Source organism: Hyphomicrobium sp. DMF-1, from assembly GCF_027886585.1.
Lineage (GTDB): Bacteria > Pseudomonadota > Alphaproteobacteria > Rhizobiales > Hyphomicrobiaceae > Hyphomicrobium_C > Hyphomicrobium_C zavarzinii.
The window spans coordinates 3,075,462-3,092,101 of sequence record NZ_CP115706.1 but is presented as its reverse complement, the minus strand read 5'-3'; the positions used below and the strand labels follow the sequence as shown (position 1 = coordinate 3,092,101).

The following is a 16,640-nucleotide window of genomic DNA, read 5'->3' as shown; positions in this document are numbered from 1 at the left end:
CTTGACCCTAGTCAGCGGCTCAAGATGCGTTGTGCGTTTCCGGTTTCTTTGCTGCACCGCCCACGCGACGGTAGATGAACTCCGGAGCGTTGGGGCTGTGGCTCTCCACCTCTGCAACGGCTTGCCACTGTGCGTGCAGTGGAGAAAGAGAGCAGGCCGGATCGGTATTGGCCGCATCGCCGGTGAGGGCGAACGCTTGGCAACGGCACCCGCCGTAGTCGATCTCCTTGCGCGGGCAGCTCCGGCACGGCTCCTTCATCCAGGAGGTGCCCCTGTACTTCTGGAACGCCTCGCCATTGAGCCAGATGTCGGCAAGCGGCCGCGTCTTGATGTTGTCGAACTCGAGCCCCTTGATCGACTCGGCTGCGTGACACGGAAGGACTCGTCCCGAGGGAGTGATATTGACGATGCCGCGCGCCCAGCCGCCCATGCAGGGCTTCGGGAACTTGGCGTAATAGTCTGGCACGATGGCATCGATGACGATGATGCCCTTGTACTTGGCGCGCGCCTCTTCCACCTGGCGGGCAGCCGTCATGAACGCTTCGCGCGTGGGCATCAGGGCGGCGCGGTTCACGAGCGCCCAGGCATAATACTGCACGTGCGCGATCTCCACGCGCCCGGCGCCCATCTCGACGGCAAAATCGATCATGCGCGGAACGTTGTGGATGTTCTGGCGATGGATCGGGCAGTTGATCGTCAGCGGCAGGCCGAGCTCGCGCACCCATCCCGCCACCTGGATCTTCTTCGCCATGCCGCCTTTGTAGGCGGCGATGCGGTCGGCGTTGTCCGGATCGACGTCCTGCACGGACAGCTGAACGTGATCGAGCCCCACCTCCGCGAGCTTCGCGAGGCGGTCGCGCGTTAGCGTCACGCCGGCGGTGATCAGGTTGGTATAGAGACCCACCTCGGCCGCCACCTTCACGATGTCCTCGAGATCCTTCCGCGCCGTCGGCTCACCGCCGGAGAGATGGATCTGAAGCACGCCGAGCGATGCGGCCTGGCGCATCACATCCTGCCACTCCTCCGTTGTCAGCTCTGCGTTCACGCGCTCGAGCTCGACCGGGTTCGAGCAGTAGGGGCACTGGAGCGGGCAGCGATGCGTCAGCTCGCACAGCATGCCGATCGGCGCGCGGGCGCAAAGCGCAGGGTCCGGACCTGGATCGGCAACCGGCGCCCCGTCGGCGTTGCGGGCGCAGACGGGCATCGCCGTCTCGGTCACGTGGGTCGGTGCGATCTCGTTCATGCGTCGCTATCCTCTCTCAGCCGGCCACGCACTAGGCTTTGGCCAGCACACCCTTGTCGGTAAGGTCTTGGAGCATGGCCAGAATGTCTTCAGTCACCACCTCAAGTGGGGCCTGATACTCTTGAGACAAGGCTTCCGCGATCTCGCTCACGGAACGTTGTCCGTCGAGGCGCTTGAGCACTTCGACGGCCGTATCGTCGGGGTTGAACACGCGCTCCGGCGCCAGGATGATCCATCGGCCGCGGCCGGGATCGTGCCGGAGCTTGATATGCCGTGGCAGCACGAGTTTCGTGTCGCCCGCCACGATCAGGCGGGTCGGCATGCTGCGGGGCTCGGACGTCTCAGACATTCAGCGTCTCCGGCCTGAAAGCGCCGGGCGGAATCCAGCCCGGGGTCACGTAAGCATGGTGCAGTGCATCGAGCTGCGCCCAAAGCACGTTGCATTTGAAGCGCACGGCATCTACGCAGGCTTCCTGCTCTTCGCGGGTCTTCGCGTGCGTCTTGATGTAATTGAGCGCGAAGTCCGCATCGAACGGCGCCTGCACGAGCCGCTTCTTGAAGTATGCCATCACCTTGTCGTCGATGAAGTCATAGTTTTCGAGCATGCCCGCGATGCGCTCCTTGTGGATCTTGGGCGCGAAAAGCTCGGTGAGCGAGGAGGCGACCGCAACCGTGAGCGGCTGCTCGTAGACGAAGCGCACATAGGCTTCGACGGCGAACCGGGTCGCGGGAAGCGCGCCGGCCATGCTCTGCACGTAGTCGCGGTCGAGGCCGAGCCCGTCCGTCAAAACCAGCCAGCGCTCGATGCCGCCGGGATCCTCGCCGTGACCGTCGTGCTCGAGCACGCGATGGATCCAGTCGCGGCGGAGCTGCCGGTCGAGAACGCGGCTCACGAGGGCCGCATCCTTGCGCGGCACGGCCGACTGGTAGCAGTAGCGATTGAGCGCCCAGGCCGCCACCTGGCCCTTGTTGAGCTTGCCGCCGTGCAGAAGCTTATGGAACGGATGCTTGTCGTGATAGCGCTCCGCGCCCACGGCTTGAATGGCCGCTTCGAATTCCTCGGGGCTCCACAGCGCTTGCGTATCAGGGCCCGCGCGACGCTCGCTCATAGGTGGATCTCCATTCCGTCATAGCCGACCTCCCAGCCGGCCGCTTCCGTTGCGCGGCGCTCGGGCGAGTTGTCGTCGAGCACCGGGTTGGAATTGTTGATATGGACGTAAATCTTGCGCGCGACGTTCAACGGCTCGAACGCGGCAATCGAGCCCTCGGAGCCCGAGATGCTCATGTGCCCCATCCGCGCGCCTGTCTTCTGCATCAGGCCCTGCCGGATCATCTCGTCGTCCGTGTAGAGCGTGCCGTCGAAGAACACGAGCGGCGCGCCTTTGAGCCGCCCGGCGAGCTCCTCGTCCACGATCGCGCATCCAGGCACGAAGAAGAAGTTCTTGCCCGTGCTCGCTTCCGTGATCTTGAGCCCGATCGCATCGCCTTCGCGGCTGCCGTAGTTGTTTGTTGAGCTTCCCGCCTCGAGATAGAGCGCGATCTTGCCGGGCACCGGAAAGGCTTCGACCACGATCCCCGTGTCGCGGCCCGCGCCCGTGATGGGCGTCGGCTCGCCGAAAGAGAGCACGTTGCGTTTGACCACCGACGCGTCGAGCACGTTGAAGATCGAGTTGGAGGCCAGCGTATCGAGAACGCGGGACGATCCGTAGATCGAAAACGGCTGCAGTTCCCGGAGATTCAGGAGGCCTGCAATGAAGTCCACATCGGCGCCGGTGAGAACCACGGCGGTGATGGGGCTGTTGCGCAAAGGTCCGTCCGCCCGGGCGCCGAGGGCTGGGGTCTCGTTGATCTGCTGGCGGAGATCGGGCGAGGCGTTGAGCAACACCCAATCCGAGCCGTTCGCAGACAGCGCGAGCGAGCACTGGGTCCGCGGGCGGAAGCCCGGTTTGCCAGCTCGGACAGCAGCGCTGTTGCGACCGTTACAGTTCCACTGAGGAAAGCCGCCGCCAGCAGCCGCCCCCAGGATCCTGATGATCATGACTTATTCGCTTTTTGGGCGGCGTGCCTCGCCGAAAGCGGCGCCGCAAATGAAGAGCATCGGCCGTAGGACGCGAGTGAGAGTGGGGAGGGCCAAAGTCCTTGAAAAGACTAGATCCTCAACGGACTAAGCCCCCAAATGACTACGGCGGCCGATGGGTTCGACCGCCGCGCCAGAACTGCTCAAACGCGTTGCGAGCGGATCGATTTAGATGATGTCGATCTCAGCCGGCAGGTAGCTGGTGACTTCGAGGCCGACTTCCTGCTCACGAACTGCGGGCTTGGTCCAGGTCTTCATGATGGTTCCTCCTTAAAATGCGACAAGCTGCTTTACAGAAAGAGCGCTCCGCCAAGAGCCCCCCACTGAGGTCGTCAGTCTTCGTTTTATGACCGCCTCAGTCTGCGGATCGAGCCTTGCTTGTCAAGCACGATCCCCTTGCCCGTAAGTAACCACAGGCCGCCTGCGGAGCAAAGTAACAGTGCGTCACGAGTTCGTGTGACGGGGCGAGGTCTTAACGGCGTGCAGGAGGCCCTGGGGCCTGGCCGTACCAAAGGATGAGGAGCGCGTCGGCGGGTCTCTTCGTGAGCCTGTGCCCCGAACCGCGGCCGGGGCATAAAAGCGATACGATTTCGGATATATGTCCGCAATGATTGTCTAAGACAGAAGCATCACGGGGAATGACATTGCGATTACGGCATCGCGACCTTAAAGCCATGGAAAAAATTTCTACGTTGGTGTATCTCCGGCAATCAATGCCGGCGGCTCCGTAGATCGAATTTTACGAATGGCCGCTAGGATGATCAGACCGGCAGCGCGAGGCCAATTCGAAGCGCCGGTTTCCCAGGGGTGATGGAGGAGGAGCGGGTGACCGCGGTTCCATTTTTGCCGAAGAACGCGCCGTTCGCGGCCGAGGATATCAACGTGCTGAACCAACTCGTGCAGCGCTCGACGCCGCTGCAGCGGAGCTGGCTTTCGGGTTTCCTCGCAGGTCTGGATGCCGCCCACGGACAGTCAGTCGGCGCCGTGGCCCCTGCTGCCCAGGCGCCCCGCCCGCGCCAGCCGCTCACCATTCTCTATGGCAGCGAGTCCGGCAACGCGGAAACCCTGGCGCTGAAGGCTAAGAAGCTGGCCGCAAAGCAGAATTTCGACGTGCGCGTGGTCGATATGGCCGACGCCGACCTCGCCACGCTCGCGAAGGCCAAGAATCTCATCGTCTATATCTCGACCTGGGGCGAGGGCGACCCGCCGCAGCGCGCGGCCGATTTCTATAAAGCGATCCTGTCGGAGGACGCACCCCGCTTCGATGGGGTGCGCTTTGCCGTGCTCGCCCTCGGCGACACCGCCTACGTCAACTTCTGCCAGACCGGCCGCGAGGTCGACAAACGGCTCGAAGCGCTGGGCGGCATCCGCGCGGCCGACCGGGTGGACCTCGACCTCGACTTCCAGAAGGCCGCCGCTGCCTGGACCGACAAGGCGCTCGAGACCATCGCGCCTGCCGAGCCCGCCGGATCGGCTACGGTCGTGCATGTTGACTTCAAGGCGCCTGTTGCCGCCGACGAGGACGACGAGCCGCGCTTCACCGCGGAGAACCCCGCCGAGGCCGAGATCTCGGAGCTGATCAACCTGAACGGCACCGGCTCCACCCGTGAGACGTGGCACGCCGAGTTTGCGGTCGAGGACCCGGGCTTCATCTACAAGCCGGGCGATGCCATCGGCCTCTTCCCGGAGAACGATCCGGAGCTGGCCGAAGACCTGCTCAAGGCCGTCGGCCTCGCAGGCGACGCGGCTCTCAAGAAGAAGCTGGTCGAGAGCTACGACATCACCACGCTCTCGCGTCCGCTGGTGGACGCCTATGCCAAGCTCACCGGCAGCAAGGGCGTCGCCAAGCTGCTGGAAGAGGGTGAACTGGCGCGCTTCGCCGCCGACCGCCAGTTGATCGACTTGTTCGAGAGCTTCCCCGAGAAGCTCGCAGGCGATCAATTCCTGAAGCTGCTGCGTCCGCTCCCGGGCCGTCTCTATTCCGTGGCGTCGAGCCTCAAGGCTCATCCCGGCGAGGCGCATCTTCTGGTCGGCGCGGTGCGCTGGTCGTCTCACGGCAGGGCGCGCAAGGGCGTGACCTCCACCTATCTCGCCGACCGCTGCAAGGTCGGCGGCAAGGCCCGCATCTACGTCAAGCCGAACCGCCACTTCGGCCTGCCCGCCGACGGAGACCGCCCGATCATCATGATCGGCGCCGGCACCGGCGTCGCGCCCTACCGCGGCTTCATCGAGGAGCGTGCCGAGACCGGCGCCAAGGGCAAGAGTTGGCTGTTCTTCGGTGAGCGCAACTTCTCGAACGATTTCCTCTACCAGCTCGAATGGCAGGACCACCTCGCCTCCGGTACGCTTTCGCGCATCGATGTGGCCTTCTCCCGTGATCAGCCGGAGAAGATCTACGTCCAGACGCGCCTGTGGGAGCGCCGCGCGGAGCTTCAGAAATGGCTCGACGAAGGCGCCCACATTTACGTGTGCGGCGACGAGAAGGGCATGGCCAAGGATGTCGACGTCACGCTTGCGCGCATTCTTGCCGAAACGGCCAATGGCGACGAGGAAGCAGGGCGCGCCAAGCTCAAGGATCTCGCCAAGGCCGGCCGCTATCAACGCGACGTATATTAAGGCAGCGCGCAGCAGGCGGATGGAACTAGCGGTTTCGTTTTTTCCTTCCCTGCTGCCGCATCGCTTGCCGTCTCACTGCCCAGGACCCCCATGACCGACAAACGCTCGAAGAACGAGTTCCTCAAGGAAGAGAGCCACTATCTCCGCGGAACCATCGCCGATGGTCTTTCGCACGTGGAGACTGGCGCTATCGCCGAGGACGACACGCAGCTCATTAAGTTCCACGGATCCTACATGCAGGACCACCGGGACGTGCGCGGCGAGCGGGCGAAGAAGAAGCTCGAAAAGGCGTACAGCTTCATGATCCGCCTGCGTCTGCCGGGCGGCCTGGTCTCGCCCGAGCAGTGGCTGAAGCTCGACGATATCGCCGGGAACTACGCCAACGGCACGCTGCGCCTCACCACGCGCGCGACCTTCCAGTATCACGGCGTGATCAAGTCGAACCTGCGCCGCACCATGCAGGCCATCAACGACGCCTGCCTCGACACCATCGCGGCGTGCGGAGACGTGAACCGCAACGTGATGTGCGTCGCCAATCCGTTCATGTCGCCCGTGCACGCAGCGGCTGGCGATTTCGCGCGCAAGGTGAGCGATCACCTGCTCCCGAAGACCAGCGCGTATCACGAGATCTGGCTCGAAGGTGAGAAGGTCTCGGACATGTCGCGCCCCGCCGTGCCCGACACCGAGCCGCTTTATGGCGTCCACTACCTGCCGCGCAAGTTCAAGATCGTCATCGCCGTGCCTCCGCACAACGATGGGGACGTGTTCGCGCACGATCTGGGCTTCATCGCCATCACCGATGCCAAGGGCGCGCTCGCGGGCTGGAACGTCTCCATAGGCGGCGGCATGGGCATGACGCATGGCGATACCGCAACCTTCCCCCGCACGGGCGACGTCATAGGTTTCTGCACGCCGGATCAGGCAATCGACGTGGCCGAGAAGGTGATGCTCGTGCAGCGCGATTGGGGCAACCGCGAGAACCGCGCGAACGCCCGCTTGAAGTACACGGTCGAACGCTTCGGAGCCGATGCCTACCGCGCCGAGGTCGAGAAGCGCCTCGGCTACAAGCTCGGTGACGCGCGGCCATTCAAGTTCACATCCATGGGCGATCCCATCGGCTGGCACCAGGGTCCCGACAAGAAGTGGCACCTGGGTCTCTTCATCGAGAATGGCCGCATCAAGGATACGCCAGACCGGCACCTGCGCACGGCACTCCGCGAAATCGCCCAGGCAGGCGGGATCACCTTCTCGCTGACCGGAAACCAGAACATCATTATCTGCAACGTCGGTGCGAAGCAGAAGGCGAAGATCGAGGCTACGCTCAAGGCGCACGGCATCGACATCAAGACGTCATCGGGCCTGCGCCGCAATTCGATCTCGTGCGTGGCGCTTCCGACGTGCGCGCTTGCGCTTGCCGAGAGCGAGCGCTTTCTGCCGGAGCTGATCACGACGCTCGAGGACAGCCTCGACAAGGCGGGCCTGCGCGAGGACGATATCGTCATCCGCATGACCGGTTGCCCGAACGGCTGCGGCCGGCCCTACATGGCGGAGATCGGCTTTGTCGGCCGCGCGCCCGGTCTTTACAACCTTTACCTCGGCGCGGCGCACGAAGGCACACGCCTCAACAAGCTCTATGCGCAGGATGTCGGCAAGGCCCGCATCGTGGAGCTCCTGGAGCCGTTGTTTCTGCGCTACGCAAAGGAGCGCCAGGAAGGCGAACGCTTCGGCGACTTCGTGATCCGCGCCGGTGTCGTGAAAGCCACTCTCGGCGGCAACACCTTCCACAGCGATGTGACGCTCGTCTGAGCGGCACTATTCACTAGCGGCCAGCAACGAAGCGTCCTCTCCCGTGCGGGAGAGGCGCCCGTCAGCCGTTGGAGCGGGCCGTGCACGCGTTTCCACACCTGGACGTCATCCCGGGCGGAGACCGGGATCCAGACACGTGCCAATTTGGGGGCGGGGAGCAGCGCTCAGAGCTTCGCGTAGAGTTGGGAGGCCGCGAACACGAGGATCGCTGCGAGGGACGCGCGCAGGAACCACTCCGGCAGCTTGCCGGTGAGGCGCGATCCGATCGCGATGCCGGGCAGTGAGCCGAGCAGCAGCAGGCCGAGCAGGGTGAAATTTGTGTTCCCCATGCCGAGGTGGCCGAGCCCGGAGACGAGCGTGAGCGGAACCGCGTGCACGATATCGGTTCCGATGAGGTGCCGGGTCTTGAGCGCGGGATAGAGCAGCGTCAGCACCACGACGCCGATGGCGCCCGCGCCGACCGAGGTCAGCGTCACGATCGAGCCGAGCAGCAGGCCCAGCAGCAACGTCGGAAGCGGACGGATCGGATGGTTGAGCTCCGCGCCTTCCTTCCACTTGCCGCGGGTGATGAACGGATAGATCAGGATGGCGATGGAGCTGATGAGGAGTGCCGTAACCAGCGCGCTCTTGATGACGTGCGCCATCACCTCGAGGTTGGGCTCGAGCCATTCGATCAGCGCGAGCATCGCAAGCGCGCCGGGAACGCTGCCCGCGGCGAGCCAGCGGACGATGCGCCAGTTCACGTTTCCGAAATTGTGGTGAGGTGCGGCGGCCGACGCCTTGGTGATCGATGCGAACAGAAGATCGGTGCCGACTGCGAGCGCGGGCTGCACCCCGACGTGCGTGATGAGAAACGGCGTCATGAGCGAGCCCGCGCCGACCCCCGTCATGCCGACGAGGAAGCCCACGCCGAAACCGCCCGCGATGATATGCGGCCATTGAGCGAGGATGGAGGGATCGAACATCGGGTCACGTCGCTCGTAAGCTACTGGAGGGTGAGGTAGATCGTTCGGACGGAGAGCAGCACGACCACGCAGCCGACCACCAGCATCAGCACTTTGGCGGGCACGTGCTTAGCCGCGAGCGCGGCGAACGGAGCCGCGATCACGCCGCCGACGATCAGCCCCGCAATGATAGGCCAGAGGCTGAGCCCCACCGTGAGGAAGAAAGTCGTCGAGATCGTCAAGGTGACGAAGAACTCCGCGAGATTGACGGAGCCGATCGCGTAGCGCGGCGTCGCGCCCTGTCCGAGCAGGCTCGACGTTACGATCGGTCCCCATCCGCCGCCGCCGATCGCATCAAGAAGGCCGCCGAAGAAGCCGAGCGGCGCGACGGAGCGCGGAGCGGGTGCGGCGAGAGGTTTCCTCGCGAGAGCTTTCCAGATGATGACGAGACCGAGCAGCAGGAGGTAGGCACTGATGAAGGGCTTCAACGTGTCGCCCGGAAACTCGGAGAGCGCGTAGGCACCGATCGCGCCGCCGATCATTCCGGGCACCGCGAGGCGCCACAGCAGCCGCCGGTCGACGTTTCCGAGCTTCCAGTGCGCAAGGCCCGAGGCGCCCGTGGTGAACGTCTCGGCGGCATGCACGCACGCGCTCGCAGTGGCTGGCGGAACGCCCATGCCGAGCAGAACAGAGCTCGTCGTTACGCCGTAAGCCATGCCGATTGCGCCGTCGATCATCTGGGCGACAAAGCCGATGGCGACGTAAAGAAGGATGTCATCCATGATGATGGGCGGCGTCTCCGTTATTGCCGCCAACTGATAGCAAATTTAGATCAGATCGAATAGTCGGGAGCACTCTCGATCTCGACATTTATGCCGGCCGCTCTGAGGATTAGTGCGACCTCGTTTGCGCGTCTGCGGAACTCGGCTTCCGTCTCCGGACGATCGCCGAGATCGGCGTTGAGGCCGCGCTCCAGCATGGCGCGCGTGAGCACGAAGGTGTTCTCGTCCGCTTCGGCCGCCTGCGCTTTCGCTTCGGTGACGACGCCCCCTGCGATGGAAGCGCCAGTGATGGCATCGACCAGCATGAAGCTGCCGGTTTCCGGCGCTTCGCCGAATGTGTCGATGGCCGCCGGCCGCCCGAGCGCGATGTCGGCGATCGCGATGTCGTTTGCACCGCACTCCGCCGAAGGCGTGGTTGCGAGTGTCTCGAGATCGAGAAGCGCGCGGATCTTGAGGTTGGAGACCGGCGTGAGATCTGTTGCGGTGCGCAAGAGATAGGAGCCGCGCGGATCATACGGCGTTTCGCTGAGCCACACCATGCGCGTTTCGAGGCTGCGCGCCACGACGGGCCGCGCATCGGCTTTGGAGAGGACGGCGCCGCGCGCCACGTCGATATCGGTGTCGAGCTGGATCGCGACAGCTTGGCCTTGCGAGGCCTGCTCGAAATCGCCGTCCATGGTGGCGATGCGCAGGATCTTGGCGCTGCGCTTCGAGAGCGCGTCGACCACCGTCTCGCCCACGCGCACGCTGCCCGCGCTCACGGTGCCGGCAAGACCACGGAAATCGTTGCGGCTGTCGCGCAGCACGGTCTGCACGGGAAAGCGGAAGGGGCCCTTGGGCTCGGTGCCGCGGCTCGGCAGCTCCTCGAGATGCTGCAGAAGGGTCGGCCCCTTGTACCAGGGCATGTTCTCGGAAGCCCGCGCGACGTTGTCGCCGGAAACGGCGGCCGCCGGAATGGCGATCGCCTCCCAGAAGCCGAAGCGCCAGGAGAGCGTCTGGAAGTCGGCCTCGATCTTGCGGAAGGAGTCCTCGGACCAGCCGACGAGATCCATCTTGTTGACGGCGAGGATCACGCGCTTCACGCCGACGAGATCGAGGATAGCCGCGTGACGGCGCGTCTGCTTCTTGATGCCGTGGCGCGCGTCGATCAGCAGAATGGCGACATCGGCGTGCGAGGCACCCGACGCCATGTTGCGCGTGTACTGCTCGTGGCCCGGGCTGTCGATCACGACGAACCGGCGATGCGCGGTGTCGAAATAGCGCCAGGCGATATCGATGGTGATGCCCTGCTCGCGCTCGGCCACGAGGCCGTCCATGAGCAGGCTGAAATCGGGATTGCCGCCATCCACCTTCTTGCCGCGCGCGAGCGTCTCGCGCTGGTCGTCGTAGAGGTCGGTTGCGTCCCACAACAGGCGGCCGATCAGCGTCGACTTGCCGTCATCGACGGACCCGCACGTCAGGATGCGCAGCATGCCCGAAAGCTCGGGCGCGATGCGCGACAGGTCGGCAGGGGGAGACGAGGGAACGGCTTGGTCGGAAACGACCTTGAGCGTCTTCGATTTCTTGACCTTCGCGTCCTGAAGGGCGTTGGGATGTGCCGACATCAAAAGTACCCTTCCTGCTTCTTCTTCTCCATGGCGCCGGCCTGATCGTGGTCGATGAGGCGGCCCTGCCGTTCGGACGTGCGCGCGCCGAGCGTTTCGGCGACGACGCTTTCGATGGTGTCGGCATCGGATTCGACGGCTGCCGTGAGCGGATAGCAGCCGAGCGTGCGGAAGCGAACGCGCCGGTTTACGATGGCCTCACCGGGCTTCACCGCGAGACGATCGTCGTCGCGCATCAGGAGCTGGCCGTTACGGATGATGGTCGGGCGCTCCTTGGCGAAATAGAGCGGCACCACGTCGAGCTTCTCGCGCAGGATGTAGCGCCACACGTCGCGCTCGGTCCAATTGGAGAGCGGAAACACGCGCACCGTCTCGCCTGCGCCGAGGCGGCCGTTGAGCAGCCGCCACATCTCCGGCCGCTGGCGGCGCGGATCCCAGCGATGACCTTCCGCGCGGAACGAGAACACGCGCTCCTTGGCGCGGCTCGCCTCCTCGTCGCGGCGCGCCCCGCCGAAAGCGGCGTCGAAGCCGTACTTGTCGAGCGCCTGCTTGAGCGGCACCGTCTTCATCACATCCGTGTAGACGGACGGCGCGTAGTCGATCGGATTGATGCCCTTGGCCGCGCCGTCCTCGTTGGTGTGCACGATGAGATCGAGGTCGAAGTCACGAGCTGTCTTGTCGCGGAACGCGATCATGTCCCGGAACTTCCAGCCGGTATCGATGTGCAGCGTCGGGAAGGGCAGCTTGCCCGGCCAGAACGCCTTCCGCGCGAGATGCAGGAGAACCGTCGAGTCCTTGCCGATGGAATAGAGAAGCACCGGCTTGCGGAACTGCGCCGCTGCTTCGCGGAAAATATGGATGCTCTCGGCCTCGAGCAGGTCGAGATGGGAAATGGGCTGCGTCATGCCTGCGTCTCTTTCGATTTCGGGCGATTGTGCAGCCCGCATTCCTTGCCGTCCTCGTTCTCCCACCACCAGCGGCCGGCGCGGATATCCTCGCCGGGGCGGATGGCGCGCGTGCACGGCTGACAGCCGATGGACGGAAATCCGCGCGCATGCAGCGGGTTCACCGGAACCCCGTTCTCGGCGATGTAGGCTTCGAGCGTCTCGAGGCTCCAGTCGGCGATCGGGTTGAGCTTCACGAGGCTGTGCTCGGCGTCCCAGACCGCGAACGGCACAAGCGCGCGGCCCGCCGACTGATCGCGCCTGAGGCCGGTCAGCCAGCCGTCCGCGCCAGCCAGCGCCTTGTTGAGCGGTCTCACCTTGCGCACGTCGCAGCAGGCCTTGCGAGCTTCGATGGACTGGCGGAACCCCATGATGCCGTCGCGGGCCACCAGCATCTCCACATCGCTCGCTTCCGGAAACACGACGCGGATCTTGAGGCCATAGCGCAGCTCGCTCGCGTCGAGCGTTTCGAGCGTTTCGGGGAAATGGCGGCCGGTATCGAGCGTGAAAACGTCGAAGGGGCGTCCCGTGGCGGCGATTGCGTGCAGTACCGCCTGGTCCTCGAGGCCGAGGCTGGTCGAGAAGGTGACCCGTCCGGGGATAGCGTCCGCGATGGCATGAAGACGGCCTTCGAGGCTGTCGATCGCCGCAAGCGTCTCGTTGAGGGCTGCCGCGCGCCCTTCGCCCTCGTCTTTGAAGGCAGAAAGATCTTTCGTCGCCCCGGCGATGCCACCGGCGCGCGCCCGAACTTGTGACTGAGACATGGAAGTCCTCCGATGGCCGGAAGCTAATAAAATGAGTTTCTTAAATAAAGGGGTATGGAGAAATAAAAATAGGATATCATTCCAGTATGCATGAGATGCAGAAAAATTGTTCTCCAGGGCGCCATCGTGGGAACGGTTTCTTGCGGAGCAGCATGGGAGCGAACCGCGATACGCTTTTCGCCCTCCCAAGATGGGAGTTACCAGGTGCCGGAGTTGGCCATGGAGGCCCAGGGCTCGGCGGACGGAAGCGCCGCGCCCTTCTGCAGAAGCTCGATGGAAACGAGGTCGGGCGAGCGCACGAACGCCATGCGACCGTCGCGCGGTGGGCGGTTGATGGTGACGCCGCCGGCTGCGAGCTTGGCGCAGGCGGCATAGATGTCGTCCACCTCGAAGGCGAGATGCCCGAAGTTCCGAGCCGAGCCGTAATCCTCGGGGTCCCAGTTATATGTGAGCTCGATGAGAGGCGCCCGCTCGGCACCCGCCTTCGGCTGGTCGGCGGGCGCGGCGAGAAACACCAGTGTGAAGCGTCCGGCCCGGTTCTCGATGCGGCGGACTTCAACCAGACCGAGCAATCCGCAATAGAACGCCAGGCTCTCGTCCAGGTTGCGGACGCGGATCATCGTATGAAGATAGCGCATGACGATCTCCCTGTGTTGCGTAACGGCCACGGGAACACCCGGTGAACGTTCGGAGCTGAGCACGGCAAGTCATAAGGATCATTCGAATTTCGAGACTGACCTGGTTTCGGGCAATTTATCCCCAGGCCGCGGCGACCTTCCAGCCCATCATCAAATCATCCCAGGGGGCGGGTTCAATGCCCCATCGGCGGGCCTCCTGACGCGAATCACTCACGCCGGTCGGCGCCGCTTTGGAGCGATTATTCCACGTCCGCAGTGCTGCGGGATGGCAGCCGTCAAAGCCCGGAAAGATTTTTTCTGCAGCATTGGAATACTAAAAAAGGGTTAATCAACTCAGTTGTTTACAGATAGGATCTCATGTGGACACCCCGTGAGTGGCTCTCCTCCAGATGTGTCGCAATGGGACGGGGGGCTAGCCTCGAACAGCCCAGGTGATATTCTTCGCTCGTTCCAGTCGCGTGAGCAGTCGATGTTGAGGGCAAAGACTGTATTCCCGCGGCCGGGATGCATAAATGTTCAACGTAGGCCAAGTTAGGCGGGGTAAAATTATGGGGGATTCCAAGCTACCTCCGGAGTTTCCGGGCGGCGGAGTATTGGCTGAGGGCGATCTTGAGCGCCTGGAAGAGGGTGGTCTTGAAGTATTCGAGATCGCTGGAACCATTAAGTGGTTCGACGTAGCGAAGGGATATGGCTTCATCGTTCCCGACAACGGGCTGACGGACGTGCTTTTGCATGTCACATGCCTCCGGGCTGGCGGGTACCAGACCGCCTACGAAGGTGCGCGGATCCATTGCCAGGTTCTGCGCCGCCCGAAGGGCATGCAGGCTTTCCGCATTCTTTCGATGGACGAGTCGACGGCCATTCATCCGTCGTTGCTTCCGCAGCGGACTCACGTTCACGTACAACCAGAGAGCGACTGGGAGCGCGTGATCGTAAAGTGGTTCAACCGGGTCCGGGGCTTCGGCTTCCTGACCAAGGGCGAGGGCACGCCGGACATTTTCGTCCATATGGAGACGCTGCGCCGCTTCGGCTTCACCGAGCTGCGTCCTGGCCAGACCGTCCAGGTCCGCTGGGGCATGGGTTCCAAGGGTTGCATGGCAGCCGAACTGAAGCCCGACGGCTCCACCACGGGCATCACGTCGTCCCACTGACCGGCATTCGGTCCGGGAGCAGCGCTTCGGCGCTGCCCTTCCGGATCGCCGGATGCTAGTCTACCGCGCGCGGGCGGAGTTTGAGGTCAGCCTTTTGGGTGACTGCAGGTTCGTCAGCTCCTCGGGGACGGATGCATCGATGATTGAGATACGGTATGGAAGAGGGGCTGCCTTCGGGGCGGCCCTTCTCGTTCTTGTTGGCACGAGCATGGGGGCTGCCCTCCGGGCCGATCCAGGGGGCTCGAAAGAAGCCCCTGGCCAGTCCGCTGCTGCCAAAGAGGAACGCTTGGAGCTCGTTACCCAGAGCGGGGTTCACGCGCTCGACGTCGAGATCGCCGCGACGCCAGAGAAGCAGGCGCTCGGCCTCATGTACCGCACCAGCCTGCCCGACACGAAAGGCATGCTGTTCCAGCACAGCTCTCCGCGCGAGCTGACGATGTGGATGCGCAACACTTACATTCCCCTCGATATGGTTTTCATCCGCGCCGATGGCACCGTGCATCGCATCGAGGCGCGCACGGAGCCGCTGTCGGAGCGGATCATATCGTCGGAAGGCCCGGTGACGGCAGTGCTCGAGATCGCAGGCGGCGCCGCCGAGCGCATGGGGTTGAAGCCCGGCGACAAGGTCCGCCATCCTTATTTCGGATCGGCGGCGGCGCGCTGAAGCTGCAGGCTGCGAGCGCCGGGGCCCCTTGCGAATGTCGCACCGCTTGAGCGGGCGTTGACCGCAACGCGCAAATGCCCGTAGAAACGGGCAACAAAATTCGTCGGGGCATAGCTCAGCCTGGTAGAGCGCTTGCTTTGGGAGCAAGAAGTCGCGAGTTCGAATCCCGCTGCCCCGACCACTTGTATCGATGTATTTAGCCGCCTTTCGTGGCGCCGTTCTGAATTTCGGCTTCGCCGCCGTTCTGAATTCTCGCCCGGGTTTGTTCCAATACCCACGCCCTCGCTTGCGTGAGGCCGCGAGCCGCCGGGCCTCGGTGTCGCGCTCGCAGGGCGGGCCGTGCGCAGCTGTGATGGATTGCGATGTACAAATTCTGGATCCAACGTCTGCACAGGTGGGCGGCGCTGGTTTTTGCGCTTCCGCTCCTCGCCCTTTTTGCGACCGGGCTTATTCTCGCGTTCGAGCCGTTCCTGCAGGCAGCACCCCGGGAGCGCACGCCTTTAGAGCTGTCGAAGCTCGAGGCAATTTTGTCCAGGCAAGACCCCGACGGCAAACTCGAGCGGCTGTTCCTGCATTCCCACATCGATACGGTCGTGCTCGGTAGACGCGGCGGAACCGAGATCGATCTCGCTACGGGCGAGCCGCGCCCTTCGGCAAGCGTCCTCCTCGCGCTCTTCGCGGAGACGCGGCGGATTCACGAGACGCTGCTCGTAGACGAGGGGCAGGTCTTCGTCACGGCGTCCACCGGTGTACTCTTGCTGCTCGTCGCACTCGGCCTGGCGATGGGGCCGAGGCCGTTCCGCAACTCCTTGAGCGGGTGGCACACGGGCGCTGCGTGGATGGCCTTGCCGCTGATCATCATGCCGCCGGTCACCGGGCTGCTCATGCTCTATAAAGTGACGTTCGTTTCGGTTGAGCCCACGCGCACGCCCGAGGCGCCGGTGCAATCGCTCGCCGAGGCGCTAGGCATCGTTGCGCGCGAGAAAGACGTGGGGAGCCTTCTGTCTCTCCGGCAGCGCAAGGGGAGAGCGGAGGCACGGCTCCTCGTGGACGGCGAGCATCGCTCCTATGAGGTGACGGCTGCCGGTCTCGTCGAGAAGCCGCGCAACTGGCCGAAGCTGCTTCATGAAGGCAATTGGGCGGGCGTCTGGTCTGCTGTCGGCAACGCAGCGATCGTATGTGTGCAGATGCTGCTGCTCGGAACCGGAATCGCGATTTGGAGCGGCAGAAGGTTGCGAAGGCGAAAGCATGCCGCGCAACAGTTTTCAGTCAACAGATAATAGTTGAGGTGCGGTGTCCGTGCGCAGCGATACTTTGCGGCGCGCAGGCTGCCGTGTGGCAATTGTGCCGCTTCAACGCGCATAATGCTTCAAAAAAAAGTATACAATCTTGCGAGTGTAACATCCC

Annotated in this window: 16 protein-coding genes and 1 tRNA gene; 6 read left to right on the top strand and 11 right to left on the bottom strand. The window is 63.9% G+C overall.

The window, feature by feature from the left end:
• Positions 1-19: 19 nt before the first annotated feature.
• From pqqE to pqqA, 5 genes are all read right to left on the bottom strand, one after another.
• Positions 20-1,243 carry a pyrroloquinoline quinone biosynthesis protein PqqE gene (gene pqqE / locus PE058_RS14170; protein WP_020086276.1) on the bottom strand — a complete coding sequence of 408 codons (1,224 nt, stop codon included), beginning with the start codon at positions 1,241-1,243 and terminating at the stop codon, positions 20-22.
• A 31-nt stretch (positions 1,244-1,274) separates the two neighbouring features.
• The gene (gene pqqD, locus PE058_RS14165; RefSeq protein ID WP_020086277.1) at positions 1,275-1,592 is read right to left on the bottom strand and encodes a pyrroloquinoline quinone biosynthesis peptide chaperone PqqD; all 318 of its coding nucleotides are present in this window, start codon (positions 1,590-1,592) and stop codon (positions 1,275-1,277) included.
• A complete protein-coding gene (pqqC, locus tag PE058_RS14160) occupies positions 1,585-2,352 on the bottom strand; it encodes a pyrroloquinoline-quinone synthase PqqC (RefSeq protein ID WP_020086278.1) in 768 nt (255 codons plus the stop codon). The genes pqqD and pqqC overlap by 8 nt, the downstream gene beginning before the upstream one ends.
• Positions 2,349-3,281 (bottom strand): pyrroloquinoline quinone biosynthesis protein PqqB, encoded by a 933-nt coding sequence (pqqB, locus tag PE058_RS14155; protein WP_020086279.1) that lies wholly within the window; start codon positions 3,279-3,281, stop codon positions 2,349-2,351. The genes pqqC and pqqB overlap by 4 nt, the downstream gene beginning before the upstream one ends.
• A gap of 207 nt (positions 3,282-3,488) precedes the next feature.
• Positions 3,489-3,578: a pyrroloquinoline quinone precursor peptide PqqA gene (gene pqqA, locus PE058_RS14150; RefSeq protein ID WP_020086280.1), complete on the bottom strand. Its 90-nt coding sequence runs from the start codon at positions 3,576-3,578 to the stop codon at positions 3,489-3,491.
• Between the two features lie 567 nt (positions 3,579-4,145).
• On the opposite strand from pqqA, the gene PE058_RS14145 reads away from it, so the two are divergent.
• Positions 4,146-5,936: a diflavin oxidoreductase gene (locus PE058_RS14145; protein ID WP_271028693.1), complete on the top strand. Its 1,791-nt coding sequence runs from the start codon at positions 4,146-4,148 to the stop codon at positions 5,934-5,936.
• A gap of 90 nt (positions 5,937-6,026) precedes the next feature.
• Positions 6,027-7,742, top strand: coding sequence for an NADPH-dependent assimilatory sulfite reductase hemoprotein subunit (locus PE058_RS14140; protein ID WP_020086282.1), 1,716 nt, complete (start codon positions 6,027-6,029; stop codon positions 7,740-7,742).
• A gap of 164 nt (positions 7,743-7,906) precedes the next feature.
• On the opposite strand, the gene PE058_RS14135 is transcribed toward PE058_RS14140, so the two are convergent.
• The 6 genes from PE058_RS14135 to PE058_RS14110 form a co-directional block, all read right to left on the bottom strand.
• On the bottom strand, positions 7,907-8,707 hold the full coding sequence (locus PE058_RS14135; protein WP_020086283.1) for a sulfite exporter TauE/SafE family protein: 801 nt from the start codon (positions 8,705-8,707) through the stop codon (positions 7,907-7,909).
• Between the two features lie 20 nt (positions 8,708-8,727).
• On the bottom strand, positions 8,728-9,468 hold the full coding sequence (locus tag PE058_RS14130; RefSeq protein WP_020086284.1) for a sulfite exporter TauE/SafE family protein: 741 nt from the start codon (positions 9,466-9,468) through the stop codon (positions 8,728-8,730).
• A gap of 50 nt (positions 9,469-9,518) precedes the next feature.
• Positions 9,519-11,072, bottom strand: a complete 1,554-nt coding sequence (locus PE058_RS14125) for a sulfate adenylyltransferase subunit 1 (RefSeq protein WP_271028692.1) — start codon at positions 11,070-11,072, stop codon at positions 9,519-9,521.
• Positions 11,072-11,977 (bottom strand): sulfate adenylyltransferase subunit CysD, encoded by a 906-nt coding sequence (gene cysD, locus PE058_RS14120; RefSeq protein WP_020086286.1) that lies wholly within the window; start codon positions 11,975-11,977, stop codon positions 11,072-11,074. The genes PE058_RS14125 and cysD overlap by 1 nt, the downstream gene beginning before the upstream one ends.
• Positions 11,974-12,780: a phosphoadenylyl-sulfate reductase gene (locus tag PE058_RS14115; RefSeq protein WP_020086287.1), complete on the bottom strand. Its 807-nt coding sequence runs from the start codon at positions 12,778-12,780 to the stop codon at positions 11,974-11,976. Before PE058_RS14115 ends, cysD begins: the two co-directional genes overlap by 4 nt.
• Positions 12,781-12,977: 197 nt before the next feature.
• Positions 12,978-13,418 carry a VOC family protein gene (locus PE058_RS14110; RefSeq protein ID WP_020086288.1) on the bottom strand — a complete coding sequence of 147 codons (441 nt, stop codon included), beginning with the start codon at positions 13,416-13,418 and terminating at the stop codon, positions 12,978-12,980.
• A gap of 548 nt (positions 13,419-13,966) precedes the next feature.
• Here PE058_RS14110 and PE058_RS14105 point away from each other — a divergent pair.
• From PE058_RS14105 to PE058_RS14090, 4 genes are all read left to right on the top strand, one after another.
• Positions 13,967-14,569 (top strand): cold-shock protein, encoded by a 603-nt coding sequence (locus PE058_RS14105; protein ID WP_026868089.1) that lies wholly within the window; start codon positions 13,967-13,969, stop codon positions 14,567-14,569.
• A gap of 286 nt (positions 14,570-14,855) precedes the next feature.
• On the top strand, positions 14,856-15,233 hold the full coding sequence (locus PE058_RS14100; RefSeq protein WP_020086290.1) for a DUF192 domain-containing protein: 378 nt from the start codon (positions 14,856-14,858) through the stop codon (positions 15,231-15,233).
• A gap of 104 nt (positions 15,234-15,337) precedes the next feature.
• Positions 15,338-15,414: transfer RNA gene (locus tag PE058_RS14095), tRNA-Pro, on the top strand.
• A 181-nt stretch (positions 15,415-15,595) separates the two neighbouring features.
• Positions 15,596-16,513: a PepSY-associated TM helix domain-containing protein gene (locus PE058_RS14090; RefSeq protein ID WP_271028691.1), complete on the top strand. Its 918-nt coding sequence runs from the start codon at positions 15,596-15,598 to the stop codon at positions 16,511-16,513.
• The last annotated feature ends 127 nt before the right edge of the window (positions 16,514-16,640 follow it).